Raw genomic sequence first — 19,075 nt, 5'->3', positions numbered from 1 at the left:
CTCAGTCCCCCACCGTGAGCAGGCTGTCGGCTGCGGGCTCGGCGTCCTCGTGCCGCGGCGGCCGCGCGAGGGCGACCTGCACGGCGGTCACCTTGTACTCCGGGCAGTTGGTCGCCCAGTCCGAGTTCTCGGTGGTGACCACGTTGGCGCCGGTGACCGGGTGGTGGAACGTGGTGTAGACGACCCCGGTCGGCATGCGGTCGGAGATCTCCGCGCGCAGCGTCGTCCGCCCCACCCGGCTGGCCAGCGTCACCATGGCGCCGTCGGTGATGCCGCGGACCTCGGCGTCGTGCGGGTGGATCTCCAGCACGTCCTCGGGGTGCCAGGCCACGTTGCCGGTGCGGCGGGTCTGCGCCCCCACGTTGTACTGGCTGAGGATCCGGCCGGTGGTCAGGACCAGCGGGAAGCGCCGGGTGCTGCGCTCGGCGGTCGGCACGAAGGTGGTGACCACGAACCTGCCCTTGCCCCGTACGAACTCGTCCACGTGCATGATCGGCGTGCCCTCCGGTGCCGCCTCGTTGCACGGCCACTGGACGCTGCCGAGCTTGTCCAGCAGCTCGAAGGAGACCCCGGTGAAGGTGGGCGTGACCGCGGCGATCTCGTCCATGATCCGGCTCGGGTGGTCGTACGCCATGGGGTAGCCCATGGCTGTGGCGATCTCGCTCACGATCTGCCACTCGTGCTTGCCCGTCCTCGGCTTCATCACCGCGCGCACCCGGTTGATCCGGCGCTCGGCGTTGGTGAAGGTGCCGTCCTTCTCCAGGAAGGACGCGCCGGGCAGGAAGACGTGCGCGAACTTGGCCGTCTCGTTGAGGAACAGGTCCTGCACGACGACCAGTTCCATGGCCGCCAGCGCGGCGGTGACGTGCCCCAGGTTGGGGTCGGACTGGGCGATGTCCTCACCGTGGACGAACAGGCCGCGGAAGGTGCCGTCGATCGCCGCGTCGAACATGTTGGGGATCCGCAGCCCGGGCTCGGCGAGGAGGGTGCCGCCCCACAGGTTCTCGAAGACCTTGCGCACCGCGTCGTCGGAGACGTGCCGGTAGCCGGGCAGTTCGTGCGGGAAGGAGCCCATGTCGCAAGAGCCCTGCACGTTGTTCTGGCCGCGCAGCGGGTTGACGCCGACGCCGTCCCGGCCGAGGTTGCCGCACGCCATCGCGAGGTTGGCCATTCCCATGACCATGGTGGAGCCCTGGCTGTGCTCGGTGACGCCGAGGCCGTAGTAGATGGCCCCGTTGGGCGCCTGCGCGTACAGCCGCGCCGCGGCGCGCAGTTCCTCGGCCGGCACGCCGCAGATCTCCTCGGCCGCCTCCGGGCTGTTCTCCGGGCGGGCGATGAACTCGGCCCACTCGTCGAAGTCCTCGCACCGCTCGGCCACGAAGGCCCGGTCGACCAGGCCCTCGGTGACCACCACGTGGGCCATGGCGTTGACGACGGCGACGTTCGTGCTGGGCCGCAGCTGGAGGTGGTGCTCGGCCTGGATGTGCGGTGAGCGCACCAGGTCGATGCGGCGGGGGTCGACCACGATGAGCTTGGCGCCCTCGCGCAGCCGGCGCTTCATCCGCGAGGCGAACACCGGGTGCCCGTCGGTGGGGTTGGCGCCGATCACCATGATCACGTCGGCCTCGGCCACGGAACGGAAGTCCTGGGTGCCCGCCGATTCGCCGAAGGTCTGCTTGAGCCCGTATCCCGTCGGGGAGTGGCAGACCCGGGCGCAGGTGTCCACGTTGTTGTTGCCGAAGGCGGCACGCACCATCTTCTGGACGACGTACACCTCTTCGTTGGTGCACCGCGAGGAGGTGATGGCGCCGATCGAGCCCGATCCGTACCGCTGCTGGAGCTCGCGCATCCGCCGGGCGACGGTGCCGATGGCCTCGTCCCACTCGACCTCGCGCCACGGGTCGGTGATGCTCTCGCGCACCATGGGCTTGAGGACCCGGTCGGGGTGCGAGGCGTAGCCGAACGCGAAGCGGCCCTTCACGCAGGAGTGGCCCTCGTTGGCCCCGCCGTCCTTGTAGGGCACCATCCGCACCAGCTCGTCGCCGCGCAGCTCCGCCTTGAACGAGCAGCCGACGCCGCAGTACGCGCAGGTGGTGACCACCGAGCGGGTCGGCATGCCGAGTTCGACCACCGACTTCTCCTGGAGCGTGGAGGTCGGGCAGGCCTGCACGCAGGCCCCGCAGGAAACGCACTCGGAGTCCATGAAGCTCTCGCCCGCGCCGGCGGAGACCTTGGAGTCGAAGCCGCGCCCCTCGATGGTCAGCGCGAAGGTGCCCTGGACCTCGCCGCACGCGCGGACGCAGCGGGAGCAGGCGATGCACTTGGACGCGTCGAAGTCGAAGTACGGGTTGGAGGTGTCCTTGGGGGCGTCGAGGTGGTTCTCGCCCTCGTAGCCGTAGCGGACCTGCCGCAGTCCGACGACCCCGGCCATGTCCTGGAGTTCGCAGTCGCCGTTGGCCGGGCAGGTGAGGCAGTCCAGCGGGTGGTCGGAGATGTAGAGCTCCATGACGCCCTGGCGGAGCTTCTCCACCTTCGGCGTCTGGGTGCGCACCTGCATGCCGTCGGCCACCGGCGTGGTGCAGGAGGCGGGGGTGCCGCGGCGGCCGTCGATCTCCACCACGCACAGCCGGCAGGAGCCGAAGGGCTCCAGGCTGTCGGTGGCGCAGAGTTTGGGGATGTCGATGCCGGCCTGCGCGGCGGCGCGCATCACCGACGTGCCCTCGGGCACGGTCACCGGCATCCCGTCGACCTCCACCGACACCGTCGCCGCGCCGGGCCGCTCGGGTGTGCCGAAGTCGGGTTCCTTGAGAAGTGTCATGCCGGACCCTCCGTCCTGGCGCCGCTGGGCTGCCTGTTCCGGCTCCCGTGGCCGGTGTCACGAGCGAGGAAGTCGTCGGGGAAGTGGGCGATGGCGCTGCGCACCGGCATGGGGGTCAGACCGCCCATCGCGCACAGCGAGCCGTCGGTCATCAGCTCGCACAGGTCCTCCAGCAGGGCGAGGTTCTCGTCCCGCTGGTGACCGGCCACGATCTTGTCGATCACTTCGACGCCGCGGACGGAGCCGACGCGGCAGGGGGTGCACTTGCCGCAGGACTCCTCGGCGCAGAACTCCATCGCGAAGCGGGCCTGCGCGGCCATGTCGACGCTGTCGTCGAAGACGACGACGCCGCCGTGCCCGAGCATGGCGCCCGCCGCCGCGAAGGCCTCGTAGTCCATCGGCAGGTCGAACATCGTCGTCGGCAGGTAGGCGCCGAGCGGCCCGCCGACCTGGACCGTGCGCACCGGGCGCCCGGAGAACGTCCCGCCGCCGTAGTCCTCGACCAGTTCGCGCAGGGTGATGCCGAACGCGGTCTCCACGATGCCGCCGCGGGCGATGTTGCCGCCGAGCTGGAACACCTGGGTGCCGCGCGAGCGGTCGACGCCGAGCTCCTGGTACGCCTTCGCGCCGTGCGACATGACGACGGGCACGGTGGCGAGGGTGAGGACGTTGTTGACGACGGTCGGCTTGCCGAACAGGCCCTCGATGGCGGGGATCGGCGGCTTGGCGCGCACCGTGCCGCGCTTGCCCTCCAGGCTCTCCAGCATGGAGGTCTCCTCGCCGCAGATGTACGCGCCGGCGCCGACCCGCACGTGCAGGTCGAAGTCGAGCGCGGAGCCGAGGACGCCCTTGCCGAGCCATCCGTGGTCCCGCGCGATGTCGATGGCCGCGCGCATGGTGGCCACCGCGTCGGGGTACTCCGAGCGGATGTACAGGTAGCCCTCGCGGGCACCGACCGCGTGCGCGGCGATGGTCATGCCCTCGATGAGCATGAACGGGTCGCCTTCCATGACCATGCGGTCGGCGAAGGTGCCGCTGTCGCCCTCGTCGGCGTTGCAGCAGACGAACTTCAGCTCGTCGGCGCAGCCGAGGACGGTCTTCCACTTGATCCCGGCGGGGAATCCCGCGCCGCCGCGGCCGCGCAGTCCGGAGTCGGTGACCTCGGTGACCACGTCCGCGGGGGCGAGGGCCAGCGCCGCGCGCAGCCCCTCCAGTCCGCCGTGGGCGAGGTAGTCCTCGGCCGACAGGGGGTCGGTCACGCCGATCCTGGCGAAGGTGACCCGCTTCTGCCGTGCCAGCCAGGGCAGTTCGTCCACGATGCCGAGGCGCAGCGGGTGGTCGGCGCCCTCCAGCAGGCCGGCGGTCAGCAGCTCCTCGACGTCCTCGGGGGCGACGGGTCCGTAGCCGACGCGGCCGGCGGGGGTGGCCACCTCCACGAGCGGTTCCAGCCAGAGCATGCCGCGGGAGCCGTTGCGCACGATCTCGACGGGCAGTTCCCGTTCGGCCGCGGCGTGGCGCAGTGCGTCGGCGACCTCGTCCGCGCCGACGGACCGGGCCGCCGAGTCGCGGGGGACCCAGATCGTCACGGTGGGGTCGGAAGCGCGCTCTGTCATCGGACCGTCCCCTTGAGGAGGGAGCCCAGCCGGGCCGTGCCCACACGTCCGTACAGCCGGCCGTTCACCTCGACCGAGGGCCCCAGGGCGCAGTTGCCGAGGCAGAAGACCTGCTCGACGGTCACCGAGCCGTCGGCGGTCGTGCCGCCCGGCTTCAGTCCGGCCTCGCGGGCCCAGTCCATCAGGTCCTCGGCGCCGACGGCCTGGCAGGCCTCGGCGCGGCATATCCGCACGGTGGTGCGTCCCGCGGGCTCGCGCCGGAAGTCGTGGTAGAAGGTCACCACTCCGTGGACGTCGGCCCGGGAGAGGTTGAGCTCGTCCGCGAGCACCGGGACGGCCTCCTGCGGCACGCAGCCCAACTCGGCCTGGACGGAGTGCAGGATCGGCAGCAGCGGCCCCCGGTCACCCCGGTGGTCGGCGGCGGCCGCCCGGACCACCTGCTCGACGGACACGTCGGTCCCGTCGGTCCCGTCGGTGCTCCCCGGCGTCATGACCGCTCCGCCTTCGCGGCGCGCGGGAGTCCGGGCGCGGGACGCTCAACTGCCGTACGGCACATTCGATGCACACACATGCGGGCCCCTTGACCTCTCCTGCGGATGCGCGGGGTCCGTGACCGACGTACAGAGCCGCTTCGGTTTTCAGGCGGTGCTGGCGGTACTCCCAGGAACGATAACGCATACAAGCTTCTGCATACAGAATGCCGTCGCACTTTTGTCGGTCCGTCACCGCTGCCCGGCACACTCTGACGCAGGGTCAACACACCTCCGCAGACCGGCAGCACACGCCATGTTGCATACCAAAACCTGTATACTCAGGCGCCGCCGTCCAGGCCCCTCTCGGCGGACTCCACTGGCAGAGCCGTCGGCCCCGCAGGCTCGCCGGCAGAACGGGGGAACGATGCGCGAGGCCCTGACGGCGGCGGCCGGTCATCGCGTCGCCCGCCCTGCGCCGCTGCGCCAGGCCGTCTACGACGCGCTGATCGAACTGATCATCAACGGCACCCTGACACCCGGCCAGCACCTGGTCGAGGCCGAACTCGCCGAACACCTCGGCGTCAGCCGCCAGCCCGTCCGCGAAGCCCTCCAACGCCTCCAGACCGACGGCTGGGTCGACCTCCGCCCCGCACAAGGCGCCTTCGTCCACTCCCCCACCGAAGAGGAAGCCGGCCAACTGCTGGGCGTCCGGGGCGTCCTGGAGACGTACTCGGCCGAACTCGCCGCCCGCAACGCGACACCCGAGGACGTCGCACACCTGTGGGAGCTGCACCAGGACGGCGTCGACGCCCTCGCCGGCGGCGACATCGAGCGCCTGGTGGCGGCCAACATCGCGCTGCACGCCTTCATCACCTCCGTTGCCGGCAACGCCGTACTGGCCGAGCTGATCTCGCAGGTGAGCCGCAAGGTGCGCTGGTACTACACCCCCATCGCCAAACCCCGCGGCAAGGAGGCCTGGAACGAGCACGCCTCCCTCATCAAGGCCATCGCCAAGGGCGACGCGGACCGCGCGAGCGAGATCATGCGCAAGCACACCCAGCGCACCGGTGAGTTCCGCAGGGCCGTCGCCGGCAAGGCGTCCGGCCGCGGCTGAACACCGGGCCCGTCAGGACGCGAGGGCGCCGGCGGGACGCCGGTCCGGGCCCGCGGCGGCCACGACCGCCACGGAGGGGTGGACGGCGGTATCGCCGAGGGCCTCCCGCAGTTCCAGCAGCCACGGCAGCACGGTGCCCAGCACGATGCCGAGCCCACCGCCGTCCTCCCCCAGCATCGCGTCCGCGGGGACGAGGACCGGGTCGGCGACGACGCCGGAGGTGGCGCTGCCGTACGGTCCCGCCCCGTCCGTGCGGGCGGGGACGAAGAGGTCGGGGGCGTGCGCGGGCACGGTCCAGAGCGTCATCCCGTCCTCCGCGGCGAGCGGCCGGGAGGACCAGACGTAGCTGTCGGCCTCCCCGGCGGCGACCACCTCGCGCTTGCGGGCGCTCAGGGCCACCACGTCACCGGTGCGGGACGCCGTCGAGCGCGGGGTCCAGGGCCCGTTCGGGGGGACCCGCTCCCCGGGGGCGCCCTCGGTCAGGGCGAGACTGCCGAGGTGGCGGCCGGCGGCGATCTCGCCGCGGATCCAGCGGCTGCCGTGCGCCTCCAGGACGGCGACCGCCGCGTAGTGCGACTGGAGCACCGCCGCGGTGGCCGGGCACACCCGGGCGATCCGCGCGACCACTTCGGCCGCCTCGGACAGGCCGAGGCCACCGCCGCCCAGGTCCGCGGAGACGGTGAGTCCGAGCAGCCCGGCACGGCCCAGGGCCGTCACCGCGCCGCGCGGAAACCTGCCCTCCGTGCCGGTCCGCTCGGCGGAGGGCTCGATGACGCTGCTCAGGACGTGGGAGAAAGCGGTGCGGTACGGCACGGGGTGCCCCCTCGGGAGTGGATTCCGGCCCGCTGGGGGCCGGTCGGTGTACGGGAGTCGTGGTTCCCGGTCGTACGGGGCCGGCCGCCGCGGAGCACATCCGCGCCGGCCGGCCCCGCCACCGTGCGCGCGGGCCGTGTGCCGGGGCCCGTCGCCGGGCGGCCCGGCCGGTTGCCGTCCGCCGGCCCGCGCGCACACCTGGTCGGCTCAGGGCCGCGCGTCGGCCTGGGGGCCGATCTCCCGCAGCAGCCCGGTCGACACGTCGAAGACAAAGCCCCGGACGTCGTCGGTGTGCGGGAGGAACGGTGAGGTCCGCACCCGCTGCATCGACTGCCGGACGTCCTGGTCGACGTCCTGGAACGCCTCCACGGCCCAGGCCGGGCGCTGCCCGACCTCCCGCTCCAGTTCGTGCCGGAAGTCCTCGGTCAGGGTCTGGAGGCCGCAGCCCGTGTGGTGGATCAGCACGACGCTGCGGGTGGACAGGGCCCGCTGGCTGATGGTCAGGGAGCGGATCGTGTCGTCGGTGACCACGCCGCCCGCGTTGCGGATGGTGTGGCAGTCGCCCAGTGCGAGGCCGAGGGCGGCGTGCAGATCGATCCGCGCGTCCATGCAGGCCACGACGGCCACGCCCAGGACGGGGCGGGCCCCCATGCCCGGATCGGTGAACCCGGCGGCGTACTCCCGGTTGGACGCCACGAGGCGGTCGGTGACCGTCTCCGGGTCGCGGGGGCCGCCGGAGGACTGCGCGGAGGGTTGCGTCGACGTCGACATGCTGGGCTGCCTCATTCCGGTCGTCGGGGTGAAGGGACCCGTGCCGGGATGCCGGACGGTTCGAGCCGGATCACGATTCCCTTCGATGTCGGGGTGTTGCTGATGTCGGCCACGCTGTCCAGCGGCACCAGGACATTGGTCTCCGGGTAGTACGCGGCGGCCGACCCCGGAGTCGTCGGGTAGGGGATCACCCGGAAGCCGCGGGCGCGGCGTTCCACCCCGTCGTGCCACACGCCGACCAGGTCGACGAGGTCACGGTCGGCGAGGCCGAGGGCCGCCAGGTCGGCGGGGTTCACCAGGACGACGCGGCGGCCTTCGTGGATGCCGCGGTAGCGGTCGTTCATCGCGTACGGGACGGTGTTCCACTGGTCGTGCGAGCGCAGCGTCTGCAGCACGAGGTGCCGCTCGGGGGCCTGCACCATCGCGAAGTCGTTGCACGTGAAGACCGCCTTGCCGCTCGGGGTGGGGAACGTCCCGTGGTTGACCGGGTTCGGCAGCGCGAAGCCGCCCGGCTCGGCCGCCCGGGCGGAGTAGTCGTGGAAGCCGGGCACGACCCGGGAGATGCGCTCCCGAATGGCGCCGTAGTCCGCCTCGAACTCCGCCCAGGGAAGGGACGGGCTGTCGCCGAGGGTCCGGGCGGCCAGCCGCGAGACGATCGCCACCTCGCTGAGCAGCGTGCGGGAGGCGGGCTCCAGCCGCCCGCGCGAGGCGTGCACCTGGCTCATCGAGTCCTCGACGGTGACGAACTGCTCGACGCCGCCCTGGACGTCCCGGTCGCTGCGGCCCAGGGTCGGCAGGATCAGTGCCGTCTCGCCGCACACCGTGTGGGAGCGGTTGAGCTTGGTCGAGATGTGCGCGGTGAGGCGGCACTTGCGCAGCGCCGCCTCGGTCAGCTCGCTGTCGGGTGCGGCCCGGACGAAGTTGCCGGCGACGCCGACGAAGACCTTGGCCCGTCCGTCGCGCATGGCCCTGATGGAGTCCACGGTGTCCCAGCCGTGCCGGGTGGGCGCAGTGAAGCCGAACTCCCGCTCCAGCGCGTCCAGGAAGGCCTGCGGCATCCGCTCCCAGATGCCCATGGTGCGGTCGCCCTGCACATTGCTGTGGCCGCGCACGGGGCACACGCCCGCCCCCGGCTTCCCGATGTTCCCGCGCAGCATCAGGAAGTTGACGACCTCGCGGATGGTGGGCACACCGTGCTTGTGCTGGGTCAGGCCCATCGCCCAGCAGACGATGACGCTCCTGCTGTTCAGCACCCGCTCGTGGACCTGCTCGATCTCCTCGCGGGTCAGCCCCGTGGCCTTGCGGACGTCGTCCCAGTCGGTCTTGCGGGCGTGCCGGGCGAACTCGGCGAAGCCCGTGGAGCGGGTGTCGATGAACGCGTGGTCCAGCACGGTCCCGGGCGCGGCGTCCTCGGCCTCCAGCAGGAGCAGGTTCAGCGCCTGGAACAGCGCGAGGTCGCCGCCGGGCCGGATCTGCAGGAACTGGTCGGCGATGGCCGTCCCGCGGCCGAGGATGCCGCGGGCCTTCTGGGGGTGCTTGAACCGCATCAGCCCGGCCTCGGGCAGCGGGTTGACCGCGACGACCTGACCCCCGCGCCGCTTGGTCTCCTCCAGCGCGGACAGCATCCGCGGATGGTTGGTGCCCGGGTTCTGGCCCACGACGAAGACCAGGTCGGACCCGTGGATGTCCTCCAGGGAGACGCTGCCCTTGCCGATGCCCAGGGTCTCGTTGAGTGCGGAGCCGCTGGACTCGTGGCACATGTTGCTGCAGTCGGGCAGGTTGTTGGTGCCGTAGGCGCGGGCGAAGAGCTGGAGCAGGAAGGCGGCCTCGTTGCCGACCCGGCCCGAGGTGTAGAACAGCGCCTCGTCCGGGGAGTCCAGGGCGCGCAGTTCACCCGCGAGCAGGTCCAGGGCGCCGTCCCAGCCGATCGGCTCGTAGTGGTCCGAGCCGGGCCGCTTGACCATGGGCTCGGCGAGCCGGCCCTGCTGGTTGAGCCAGAGGTCGGACTTCCCGTCCAGCTCGGACACCGGGTGTGCGCGGAAGAAGTCAGCGGTGACCCGGCGCGAGGTCGCCTCGTCGCTGATGTGCTTGGCGCCGTTCTCGCAGTACTCCTGGAGGTGCCGGTGTGCCGGGTCCGGCTCCGGCCACGCGCAGCCGGGGCAGTCGAAACCCTTGGCCTGGTTGATGTTCAGCAGGGTCAGCGCCGTCCGCCGGACCGTGGTCTGGCCCAGGGAGTACTGGATCGCGTGGGTCACGGCAGGCAGTCCGGTCGCCCAGATCTTGGGCGGCGTCACCTCCAGATGCTCGTCGCTCGGGTCCTCGATGGTGCTCACGTTCTGGCCTGTGCCTTTCTGCTGTTGCCCCGGTACCTGCGGATCGCGGTCGCCGTCAGATCACGCCCTGCGCCCTGAGGTCGGGCAACTCGGCCTCGTCGATGCCGAGTTCGGAGATGTAGATGTCGTGGTTGTGCTCACCGAGGAGGGGTGAGCGGGTGATGGTGGTGGGCGAGTCGGAGAGTTTGAGGGGGTTGCCCACGGTGGTGTACGAGCCGCGCTGGGGGTGCGGGACGTCCACGACGATCTCGTTGGCGCGCAGGCTGGCGTCCTCGATGATCTCCTTGGTGGACAGGATCGGCCCGCACGGGATGTTGTGGCCGTTGAGCTGCTCCAGGACCTGCCACTTGGGCAGCGTGCTGGTCCACTCCTCGATGAGCTGGAACATCTTGGCGAGCTTCGGCAGCCGCGCCTGGGGGGTGGCCCACTCGGGGTCCCGCGCCAGTTCCGGGCGGCCGATGAGTTCGGCGATGGGCGGCCAGCCGGTCGGCTGGACGATGACGTACACGTAGTCGTTGGGGCCGCCGGGCGCGCATTTGACGGCCCATCCGGGCTGGCCGCCGCCGGAGGCGTTGCCCGACCGCGGCACCTCGTCGCCGAAGTCGTCGTTGGGGTACTCCGCGAGCGGACCGTGGGCCAGGCGCTGCTGGTCGCGGAGCTTGACGCGGCACAGGTTGAGCACCGCGTGCTGCATGGCGACCTGCACCCGCTGGCCGCGTCCGGTGTGGGTGCGCTGGTACAGGGCGGCCAGGATGCCGGCGACCGCGTGCATGCCGGTGCCGGAGTCGCCGATCTGCGCGCCGGTCGCCATCGGCGGGCCGTCGTCGAACCCGGTGGTGGCCATCGACCCGCCCATCGCCTGCGCGACGACCTCGTACGCCTTGTAGTCGGTGTAGGGGCCCTCGCCGAAGCCCTTGATGGAGGCGTAGACGATCCGCGGGTTGATCGCGTGGATGCGTTCCCAGGTGAAGCCCATCCGGTCGATGGCGCCCGGGGCGAAGTTCTCCACCATCACGTCACTGCGGCCGATGAGCTCGGTCAGGAGCTCCTTGCCGCGCGGCGTCTTGGTGTTCAGGGTGATGCTCCGCTTGTTGGCGTTGAGCATCGTGAAGTACAGGCTGTCCACGTCCGGCAGGTCGCGCAGCTGACTGCGGGTGATGTCACCCCCCGGCGCCTCCAGCTTGATCACGTCGGCCCCCAGCCATGCCAGCAACTGCGTCGCCGACGGCCCGGACTGCACGTGCGTCATGTCCAGAACACGAATGCCTTCGAGTGCCCTGCTCATCGCCGTCCCCACCTCACCTGTCCACACCGACCCGACCGACTGACTGACTCCTGGACTGTAGATTGCATACCGTATGGAGTTCCTTCATGGTCGCGGCAGGCGTGACGGATGTCCAGACCGCGCCGGCAAATATTTGCCCGTACGGGCACCCCGCGGGGCCGGGCGGGGAGGCCCCGCGATTCAGGACAAGTGGACGGCGGCCAGCGGATATCCGCCCGCGTCGAAGGTCTCCTGGCACACGGAGAAGCCGAACGCGGTCCCCAGGCTCCCGAGGAACCGCTTCCGCCAGTCCCCGGAGCGGTGACCGCCCTCCCCCCGGCAGGCTTCCCTCACGGCCTGGTCGAGGAAGGCCGGCTCCCCTGCCCCCTGCCGGCTCCCGGACCCGCCGGGGATCTCGCCGTGCCACACCTCCCGGCCGCCCTCGAAGCAGGCCATGAGGCTCATGCCCTTGGCGGCGATGTTGTAGAGGAGTACGGCCCGACCGGTCCCGCGCGGCAGCGCGAAGTCCTCGCGGAACGGGACGAGGTAGTCGAAGTGCCCGGCGAGGAACGACCACTCGCCCTCTTTGCCGTAGACGGTCAGCAACGGCTCGTCGGGGACCCGTGTACAGGGGTGGGTCCGGTCCCAGACCGCCTTGGCCTCCGCGCCCACCGGCTCCGGCATCTCCCACGGAACCGCGCCGAACACCACCGCCAGGTCCTGCGGTGCGATGCCCTCCGCGAACACCAGACCCGCCTGCACCCCGAGGAGGGGGTCGGCGTCGTCGTCGGGCCACCGTGCGCCGATCCATGCGATGCCGTCGTCTGCCGCCATGACCGGGGACCGTAACAGCGCGGTCCGACAGCGGTGTGCGGCCCGGGGCGGGGTGCGGGACCGGACGCCGTGCTCGCGCCGCGGAGCGCTCCGCCCGGTACCGGTTGCCCCGGTCGCGGCCTCCCCTCGCGGGACTTCCCGGTGACCGGCCGGGCCCCGAGTACGCCCACGTCTCGAAGCGCCCGCCCGACTGGCCGACGCCGCCCCCAAGTCGCACTCGGCGCCGCCGTCGACGGCCGCACAGGCCGCCCAGGGCGCCGCTGACGGGCGGCACCGCCCCAGGAGCGCACGAGGGGCCTCTGCCGCCCCTGGGCGGCCCCTCAGGCGCCAGGGATGGCCATCTCCAGCCAGACCGTCTTGCCGCGCCCGTTCGGGGAGCTGTTCCACGCCCTGGTCAGCGCGTCCACGAGGAAGAGGCCGCGTCCGGACTCCGCCTGGGAACTGCCCTCCTCCGTGAGGGAGAAGGCCGACGGGACGGGCGGGTCGCTGTCGGAGTCGCGGACCTCCATGCGGATGTTGTCGCGGAAGGCCCGCAGCCGTACGTCGACGTCGCTTCCCGCGTGGATGAGCGCGTTCGTCACGACCTCGGAGGCGACGAGCTGGAGGTCCTCCGTCATCTCCTCCAGGCCCCACGCGCGCAGCGAGTCGTGCACGAAGCCCCGGGCCGCCTTGACGCCCAGCAGGTCGTGCTCCTGAAGGTGGAGATGACCCGTCCGGGAGCCGTCGCGGACGTCGGCGCCCTCGAAACGGGCCAGCAGCAGTACCGCGTCGTCGCGCCGCTGGTCGAACCCCGGCATCTCGGCGACGACGCCGTCGGCGAGCTCTTCGAGGTTGTCCCCCGCCATGCAGCCGCCGGTACGGAACAAGCCGGCCGCGGCGGCGGTGGGGTCGGGCACGCACGCGTCCAGCAGCCCGTCCGAGTACAGCATGAGCACCGACCCCGGCACGACCGTGTGCTCCCGCGCCCGGCAGGCACCGCCCACGGCGACACCGAGCGGCACGTTGGAGGGGGCCTCCAGGACGGCGACACCTCCGTCGGGCCCCATGACGAGCGGCGGTGGATGGCCCGCGAGGGCCACCTCGGCCACGCCGTCGGCGGTGTCCAGGGCGATGACGCAGCAGGTGGCGAGCAGGTCGGTGCCGAGCCGGGCGAGCAGTCTGCCGGTCCGGTCGATCACCGCCGCCGGCTTGTGCCCCTCGGTCGCGTACGCCACCACCGCGCCGCGCAACTGGCCCATGAGGGCGGCGCTCTCCATCGCGTGCCCCTCCACGTCGCCCACCACCAGCACGACACGGCGGCCCGGCAGGTCGATCACGTCGTACCAGTCGCCGCCGACCTCGGACGCGGCGACGGCCGGCTCGTAGCGGGCCGTCGTCGTCAGCTGGGGCGATTCCGAGAGCACCGGCGGGAGCAGCCGCTTCTGCAGGGTCTCGGCGAGTGCGTGCCGCTTGCGGCCCAGTTCCACCCGCTCGACGGCCGGGCCCAGCGTGCCCGCCATCATCGCCAGCACCGCCCGCTCCTCGGGCGAGAAGCGGCGCGGGCCGGCGAACTCCAGGCAGCACACGCCGACGACGTCGTCCTTCCCGATGAAGGGGAGGTCGATGACGTGCCGGTTCCCGACGAGCGGGAGGTAGGCCGCGGAGGGGGACCCGTCGTCGGGCAGGAGCGGGCCGGCCGCGAGCGGAGCGCAACCCCCGGCGACGACCAGTGTCCGCCGCCGGACCGCCTCCGCCGCGGGCTGCGCGGTGTGCAGCCCGCTGCCGTGGATCCGCCGGGCCAGGTCCGCGGAGTCCCCGCTGTGCCCGACGACCCAGAGGCGCCCCCGGCCGACGGACGCCAGCACGAGCGCCCTGGCCCGGAACGGCGCCATGACGCAGAAGCCCGCCGCCCCGACGAGCTGGTCCAGGGTCGTGGCCTGGTTGACCATCTCGGAGAGCCGTCGCAGCGGGTACATGAGGCTCAGCCCCACGGAGCCGGCGACGCCGCGCACCCCCCACAGCACGTCCCCCGCCGTCTCGTCCACCACGTCGGTGCGTGCGGCGCGGTCGATGGGCACCACCGCGGGCATGTGGCCCGGCACGATCGCCGTGCCCCGCTCGGCCAGCGCCGCGAAGGTCTGCGCGAGCCGGTCGCCGAGCGCCGCCAGCCGCGCGCGGTCGGCGGCGTCGTAGCCGCCGCGGTTCTCCGGCCGGAGGACGGACAGCGCGCCGAAACGCACTCCTTCGCAGACGAGCGGGGTCGCGGCGACGGCGAAGGGGTAGTGCGGCAGGTCGAGCGGCGGATCGGACCGGTCCTCGACCTGGGGGTCCGGATCGGTCAGGACCACGACCGCTTCGGTGGCCAGGGCACGCGAGGAGGCGTAGGGGGCGTCCAGCGTCATGTGCCCCGGCAGCGTGAACACCGAGGGCGAGCTGCCGCCGATCATGGCCGCCTTGAGTTCGCCGCCGTCCGCGGTCAGGAGGTAGACGGCCGCCGCCACACCGTCGAGCCGCTGCGCGGCGTCGCGGAGCGCACGGTAGACCACCGCCGCCAGATCGCCGCCCAGCGCCGGGGAGGGGACCGCTTCGCGGTCGTGTCCTGTGACTGTCCGGCTGCTCATCACGGAGGTTTCCTGTCCGTTGGCAGTATATGTGCGGCGTATGCGCGATTCCTACCGGAATGCCCGTGCCCGCTCACCCGCCGGTCGACGCCTCCGGCGGCCCGGCCCGGCGCGGGCCGCCCGTACATCCGGGCAAACCCGCCGAAGTTCGCGCAGCCGGGGTGACCTCGCCGGGGCCCGACTTGTACCGTATAGACCCTGGCTCAGGTTGTTGGGTCGCAGACAACCGATCGTACGTCCAGGCGAAGGGCCGTGTTCAGGACCGCGTCATCTCCATCCCCCCAGATATCGGCTAACCCGCAGATCACGGGGGTCGTTCAGAACTTCTGCAAGGCGGGTGATGGTGTGCGCGTGACGCACGGACTGCGTGTGCTCTCCGTTTATGAGGGCTTCTTCTCCGGTGGGGCCCGGATCCTGCACAGCGACGTCGTCCTCGGACTGCGCGAGGGCGGTCAGCACCACAGCGTGCTCAGCATGCACGGCGAGGTGCATCGGGAGGCGACCCGCCAGCCGATGGAGAACGACGCCTGCTACCGGTCGCTGACGGCGGCCGGGGTGGACGTCACCTCCCTGGGCCGCAGTTTCGGGCCGACCGGGGGCCCGACGGCCTTCACCGGACCGGAACTGGCCGCCACCGCCAGGGCGACGGCGGCCGCCGACGTCATCCTGTCGCTCAAGGAGCAGCCCCTGGAACTGCTCAACCAGGCCGGCCTGCCGCTGCGGCCGGTCGTGGTCTGCCTGCACCGCTCCGACCCGGAGAACCAGGGCCAGGCCCTCGACGAGCTCAAGGCCGCCGTGGCGAACGGGAGGATCGCGGCCTGCGTGTGCTGCGCCGAGTCCACGCGCGTCGCGTACGAGGCCGCCGGGATCCCGGGCGAGCTGCTGCATGTCATCCCCAACGGTGTCGACCTGCTGCGCTTCCGCCCCGACCCCGCGCGGCGGGTGCTGCTGCGCTCCGCGCTGGGCATCCCGGACCAGGCGCCGGTGGTCGTCTTCGCCGCGCGCTACGCCACGATGAAGAACGTCCCGCTGTTCCTGCGGGCCGCGCAGGCGTGGCTGCGGCGCGAGCCGGACGGGCACGTCCTGATGTGCGGCGCGGGCATGACCGAGGCCAACCTCGCGCTGCGCGCGGACATCGCGGACGCCTTCGGCGACGGGGCGCGGCTCCCCCGCGGGCTCCATCTGCTCGGTGTGCGGGGCGACATGGAGACGGTCTACGCGGCCGCCGACGTGGTGGCCCTGACGTCCTCCTCGGGGGAGGCGGCGCCGCTGTGCCTGATCGAGGGCATGATGTGCGGCGCCGTCCCGGTCGCCACCGACGTCGGCGACACCGCGGCGATCGTGGCCGGCCACGGCATCATCACCCCGCAGGACCCCGAGGCGATCGGGGAGGCCTGGGCCGACGCCCTGGCCCGCCGGGCGGAATTCGGCGCCTCGATGGCCCTCAGCCGCGAGCGCTTCAGCCGCACCCGCATGATCGCCGCGTACGCCGCGCTCCTCGACCGCGTGCACCAGGGGATGGGCGCGGCACCGCTGCCGGAGGCGCTCTGAGGGACACGGCCGGCGACGGGGCGATGACGCTCCGCGCCGTGCGGGGCAGCCGGGGAACCGGCCGCCCCGCACGGCGTCCCCGTCGCCGCGGCACGCCCGCGGAAAGCACAAAGGCCGACCGGGATCACTCCCTGCCGGCACTTTCCTCGCTACGTCTGCTGTGTCCGAGGGGGGACTTGAACCCCCACGCCCGATAAAGGGCACTAGCACCTCAAGCTAGCGCGTCTGCCATTCCGCCACCCGGACCGGGTGTCCGACCGCGGGGCATCCCCGCGGCGACAAGGACAACGATACCAAGGATTCGGGGCGGGTTTCACCTGCGTATCCGCAGGGCCGCGGCACCGTACGCCGCCCTCCCCCCGGGGGGGGTCGCGGGGCGCACGGTGCCGCGGTCTGCGCTCATCGGTCATCGGGCGCGGCTCACGCCGGACGCACCTCCCTCAGTGCGCCGCTGCGCGTGTAGAGGAAGCCCCGCAGCGCCTCGGTGTGCGGCAGCTGCGGGTTGCCCTCGACGCGGGCCATGCAGACGCGCAGGTCCTCGTCCGGGTCGCTCAGCGCGGCGCAGTCCTCGTGGTGCACCAGCACGATCTCGCGGGTGCCCTCCCGTATCTGGCTCAGCCGCAGCGAGCGGAGCGCGTCGTCGGTGACGCACCCGCCCGCGTTGCGGATGACATGGGCGTCGCCCGCACGCAGGCCGAACATCGCCTCGACACCGAGCCGGGCGTCCATGCAGGCGAGGATGGCGACCCGGGTCTGCGGCTCGCGCTTCCTCGGGTCGAGGGGGATCAGGGCGGCGCCGACGTCGTGGCGGCGGACCAGCAGGTCCTCGGTGCCCGTCATCACAGCAGCCCGCGGACGATGAGCGCGGTCTCCGAGGGCGTGCTGCCGACGGCGACGCCCGCGGCCTCCAGGGCCTGCTTCTTGGCCCGGGCGGTGCCCGCCGAGCCGGAGACGATGGCGCCGGCGTGGCCCATGGTCCTGCCCTCGGGGGCGGTGAAGCCCGCGACGTACCCGACGACGGGCTTGGTGACCAGGCGCGAGATGTAGGCCGCGGCCCGCTCCTCGGCGTCGCCGCCGATCTCGCCGATCATCACGATGAGGTCGGTGTCGGGGTCGTCCTGGAAGGCGCGCAGGCAGTCGATGTGGGTGGTGCCGATCACGGGGTCGCCCCCGATGCCGACGGCGGTGGAGAAGCCGAGGTCGCGCAGCTCGTACATCAGCTGGTAGGTGAGGGTGCCGGACTTGGAGACCAGTCCGATGCGGCCCGCGGTGGTGATGTCGGCGGGGATGATGCCCGCGTTGGACTGCCCGGGGCTGATCAGGCCGGGGCAGTTGGGGCCGATGACGCGCGTCCCGGCCGCGGTGGCGCGGGCCCGGAAGGCGACGGTGTCGTGCACGGGGACGCCCTCGGTGATGACGACGACGAGGGGGGTCCCGGCGTCCGCCGCCTCGTCGACGGCGGCGCGGACGAAGGGCGGCGGGACGAAGACGACGCTGACGTCCGCGCCCGTGGCGCCGATCGCCTCCTTGACCGACCCGAAGACCGGGATGATGCGCCCGTCGAACTCCACATGGGTGCCGGCCTTGCGCGGGTTGACGCCGCCGACGACGTCCGTGCCCGAGGCGAGCATGCGCCGGGTGTGCTTCATGCCCTCCGAGCCGGTCATGCCCTGCACGATCACTTTGCTGTTGCGGTCGATGAAGATGGCCATCGCGATCAGCTCCTTGCGGGCGCGGCGGCCCGCGCGGCCGCGCCGTCCATGGTGTCCACTTGCTGTACGAGGGGCCCCAGCGACGGCGCCGCGGCGGCGAGCACGGCCCGGCCGCGCTCGGCGTTGTTGCCGTCGAGGCGCACGACGAGGGGCTTGGTGAGGTCGACCAGGCCGAGGGCCTGCACGATGCCGTCGGCGACGGCGTCGCAGGCGGTGATGCCGCCGAAGACGTTGACGAGCACGGAGGTGACGTCGGGGTCGGAGAGGATGACGCCGAGGCCGTCGGCCATGACCTGGGCGGAGGCCCCGCCGCCGATGTCGAGGAAGTTGGCGGGGGCGCCGCCGTGGTGGGCGACGACGTCGAGGGTGCTCATGACGAGGCCCGCGCCGTTGCCGATGACGCCGACCGTGCCGTCGAGCTTGACGTAGTTGAGGCCCTTCGCCCGGGCGGCGGCCTCCAGGGGGTCGCCCTCGCCGGGGGTCTCGTAGGCGGCGTGGGCGGGGTGGCGGAAGCGGGCGTTGTCGTCGAGGGACACCTTGCCGTCGAGGGCGAGGATGCGGCCGTCCTCGGTCCGTACCAGCGGGTTGACCTCGACGAGGAGGGCGTCCTCCTCGGTGAAGACCTCCCACAGGGCGACCAGGACGGGCACGGCCTCGTCCGGCAGGCCGCCGGCGGCGGCGATCTCGCGGGCCTTCTCCTCCGTGACGCCCTCGTCGGCGTCGACGGGGACGCGGGCCAGGGCCCCGGGGCGCGTGGCGGCGACCTCCTCGATGTCCATGCCGCCCTCGGCGGAGGCCATGGCGAGGAAGGTGCGCTCCGTGCGGTCGAGCAGATAGGCGACGTAGAACTCGTCCTGGATGTCGGCGGTCTCGGTGAGCATGACCGTGCCGACGGTGTGCCCCTTGATGTCCATACCGAGGATCGCGCGGGCCTTGTCCTCCGCGTCCGCGGGATCGGAGGCGAGTCTCACACCGCCCGCCTTGCCCCGGCCGCCGGTCTTGACCTGGGCCTTCACCACGACCCGGCCGCCCAGGCGCTCGGCCGCGGCGCGGGCCGCGGCGGGTTCGTCCACCACGGAGGAGTCGAGCACGGGGACGCCGTGGTCCGCGAAGAGCTCCCGTGCTTGGTACTCGAACAGATCCATCGTCAAACGCACCTGCCCTGACTGGAGTCGGCGG

14 protein-coding genes and 1 tRNA gene are annotated in these 19,075 nt (G+C 72.3%); 2 read left to right on the top strand and 13 right to left on the bottom strand.

Annotated elements, in window-relative coordinates; translation table 11 throughout:
- Window position 1 precedes the first annotated feature (1 nt).
- The 3 genes from fdhF to ACIP64_RS12955 are packed head-to-tail and all read right to left on the bottom strand — an operon-like array spanning window position 2 to window position 4,922.
- Window positions 2-2,818 (bottom strand): formate dehydrogenase subunit alpha, encoded by a 2,817-nt coding sequence (gene fdhF / locus ACIP64_RS12965; RefSeq protein WP_401584901.1) that lies wholly within the window; start codon window positions 2,816-2,818, stop codon window positions 2-4.
- Window positions 2,815-4,431, bottom strand: a complete 1,617-nt coding sequence (locus ACIP64_RS12960) for a formate dehydrogenase beta subunit (RefSeq protein WP_401584899.1) — start codon at window positions 4,429-4,431, stop codon at window positions 2,815-2,817. The genes fdhF and ACIP64_RS12960 overlap by 4 nt, the downstream gene beginning before the upstream one ends.
- A complete protein-coding gene (locus ACIP64_RS12955; RefSeq protein WP_401584897.1) occupies window positions 4,428-4,922 on the bottom strand; it encodes an NAD(P)H-dependent oxidoreductase subunit E in 495 nt (164 codons plus the stop codon). The genes ACIP64_RS12960 and ACIP64_RS12955 overlap by 4 nt, the downstream gene beginning before the upstream one ends.
- A 406-nt stretch (window positions 4,923-5,328) precedes the next feature.
- Between ACIP64_RS12955 and ACIP64_RS12950 the strand changes: the two genes are divergently transcribed.
- Complete coding sequence (locus tag ACIP64_RS12950) at window positions 5,329-6,018, top strand: GntR family transcriptional regulator (protein WP_401584894.1); 690 nt, start codon at window positions 5,329-5,331, stop codon at window positions 6,016-6,018.
- Window positions 6,019-6,030: 12 nt separating this feature from the next.
- On the opposite strand, the gene ACIP64_RS12945 is transcribed toward ACIP64_RS12950, so the two are convergent.
- From ACIP64_RS12945 to ACIP64_RS12920, 6 genes are all read right to left on the bottom strand, one after another.
- Window positions 6,031-6,831, bottom strand: coding sequence for an acyl-CoA dehydrogenase family protein (locus ACIP64_RS12945; RefSeq protein WP_401584891.1), 801 nt, complete (start codon window positions 6,829-6,831; stop codon window positions 6,031-6,033).
- 207 nt (window positions 6,832-7,038) lie between these two features.
- Window positions 7,039-7,602 carry a beta-class carbonic anhydrase gene (locus ACIP64_RS12940; RefSeq protein WP_401584889.1) on the bottom strand — a complete coding sequence of 188 codons (564 nt, stop codon included), beginning with the start codon at window positions 7,600-7,602 and terminating at the stop codon, window positions 7,039-7,041.
- 11 nt (window positions 7,603-7,613) lie between these two features.
- On the bottom strand, window positions 7,614-9,935 hold the full coding sequence (locus ACIP64_RS12935) for an FdhF/YdeP family oxidoreductase (protein ID WP_401584887.1): 2,322 nt from the start codon (window positions 9,933-9,935) through the stop codon (window positions 7,614-7,616).
- Between the two features lie 55 nt (window positions 9,936-9,990).
- Window positions 9,991-11,220 (bottom strand): formyl-CoA transferase, encoded by a 1,230-nt coding sequence (gene frc / locus ACIP64_RS12930; RefSeq protein WP_401584884.1) that lies wholly within the window; start codon window positions 11,218-11,220, stop codon window positions 9,991-9,993.
- Window positions 11,221-11,400: 180 nt separating this feature from the next.
- The gene (locus tag ACIP64_RS12925; protein WP_401584882.1) at window positions 11,401-12,033 is read right to left on the bottom strand and encodes a hypothetical protein; all 633 of its coding nucleotides are present in this window, start codon (window positions 12,031-12,033) and stop codon (window positions 11,401-11,403) included.
- A gap of 320 nt (window positions 12,034-12,353) precedes the next feature.
- The gene (locus ACIP64_RS12920) at window positions 12,354-14,633 is read right to left on the bottom strand and encodes a SpoIIE family protein phosphatase (protein ID WP_401584879.1); all 2,280 of its coding nucleotides are present in this window, start codon (window positions 14,631-14,633) and stop codon (window positions 12,354-12,356) included.
- A 369-nt stretch (window positions 14,634-15,002) separates the two neighbouring features.
- On the opposite strand from ACIP64_RS12920, the gene ACIP64_RS12915 reads away from it, so the two are divergent.
- Window positions 15,003-16,184, top strand: a complete 1,182-nt coding sequence (locus tag ACIP64_RS12915; protein ID WP_401585621.1) for a glycosyltransferase — start codon at window positions 15,003-15,005, stop codon at window positions 16,182-16,184.
- 161 nt (window positions 16,185-16,345) lie between these two features.
- Here the strand turns inward: ACIP64_RS12915 and ACIP64_RS12910 are convergent.
- The 4 genes from ACIP64_RS12910 to sucC all read right to left on the bottom strand — a co-directional run bounded on the left by ACIP64_RS12910 (window position 16,346) and on the right by sucC (window position 19,041).
- Window positions 16,346-16,430, bottom strand: a tRNA-Leu gene (locus tag ACIP64_RS12910).
- A gap of 174 nt (window positions 16,431-16,604) precedes the next feature.
- Complete coding sequence (locus tag ACIP64_RS12905) at window positions 16,605-17,024, bottom strand: beta-class carbonic anhydrase (protein WP_401584876.1); 420 nt, start codon at window positions 17,022-17,024, stop codon at window positions 16,605-16,607.
- Window positions 17,024-17,896, bottom strand: a complete 873-nt coding sequence (gene sucD, locus ACIP64_RS12900) for a succinate--CoA ligase subunit alpha (protein WP_401584873.1) — start codon at window positions 17,894-17,896, stop codon at window positions 17,024-17,026. The genes ACIP64_RS12905 and sucD overlap by 1 nt, the downstream gene beginning before the upstream one ends.
- 5 nt (window positions 17,897-17,901) lie before the next feature.
- Window positions 17,902-19,041 (bottom strand): ADP-forming succinate--CoA ligase subunit beta, encoded by a 1,140-nt coding sequence (sucC, locus tag ACIP64_RS12895; RefSeq protein ID WP_401584871.1) that lies wholly within the window; start codon window positions 19,039-19,041, stop codon window positions 17,902-17,904.
- Window positions 19,042-19,075: the final 34 nt, after the last annotated feature.

It is taken from the genome of Streptomyces sp. NPDC088733, assembly GCF_044751185.1.
Classification (GTDB): Bacteria; Actinomycetota; Actinomycetes; order Streptomycetales; family Streptomycetaceae; genus Actinacidiphila.
This window is presented reverse-complemented; position numbering and strand designations above follow the sequence as displayed.

Excerpts from the sequence above, each read along its gene's own strand:
- fdhF (WP_401584901.1), bottom strand. The coding sequence starts at position 2,818 with ATGACACTTCTCAAGGAACCCGACTTCGGCACACCCGAGCGGCCCGGC.
- ACIP64_RS12960 (WP_401584899.1), bottom strand. The coding sequence starts at position 4,431 with ATGACAGAGCGCGCTTCCGACCCCACCGTGACGATCTGGGTCCCCCGC.
- ACIP64_RS12955 (WP_401584897.1), bottom strand. The coding sequence starts at position 4,922 with ATGACGCCGGGGAGCACCGACGGGACCGACGGGACCGACGTGTCCGTC.
- ACIP64_RS12950 (WP_401584894.1), top strand. The coding sequence starts at position 5,329 with ATGCGCGAGGCCCTGACGGCGGCGGCCGGTCATCGCGTCGCCCGCCCT.
- ACIP64_RS12940 (WP_401584889.1), bottom strand. The coding sequence starts at position 7,602 with ATGTCGACGTCGACGCAACCCTCCGCGCAGTCCTCCGGCGGCCCCCGC.
- frc (WP_401584884.1), bottom strand. The coding sequence starts at position 11,220 with ATGAGCAGGGCACTCGAAGGCATTCGTGTTCTGGACATGACGCACGTG.
- ACIP64_RS12925 (WP_401584882.1), bottom strand. The coding sequence starts at position 12,033 with ATGGCGGCAGACGACGGCATCGCATGGATCGGCGCACGGTGGCCCGAC.
- ACIP64_RS12920 (WP_401584879.1), bottom strand. The coding sequence starts at position 14,633 with ATGAGCAGCCGGACAGTCACAGGACACGACCGCGAAGCGGTCCCCTCC.
- ACIP64_RS12905 (WP_401584876.1), bottom strand. The coding sequence starts at position 17,024 with ATGACGGGCACCGAGGACCTGCTGGTCCGCCGCCACGACGTCGGCGCC.
- sucD (WP_401584873.1), bottom strand. The coding sequence starts at position 17,896 with ATGGCCATCTTCATCGACCGCAACAGCAAAGTGATCGTGCAGGGCATG.
- sucC (WP_401584871.1), bottom strand. The coding sequence starts at position 19,041 with ATGGATCTGTTCGAGTACCAAGCACGGGAGCTCTTCGCGGACCACGGC.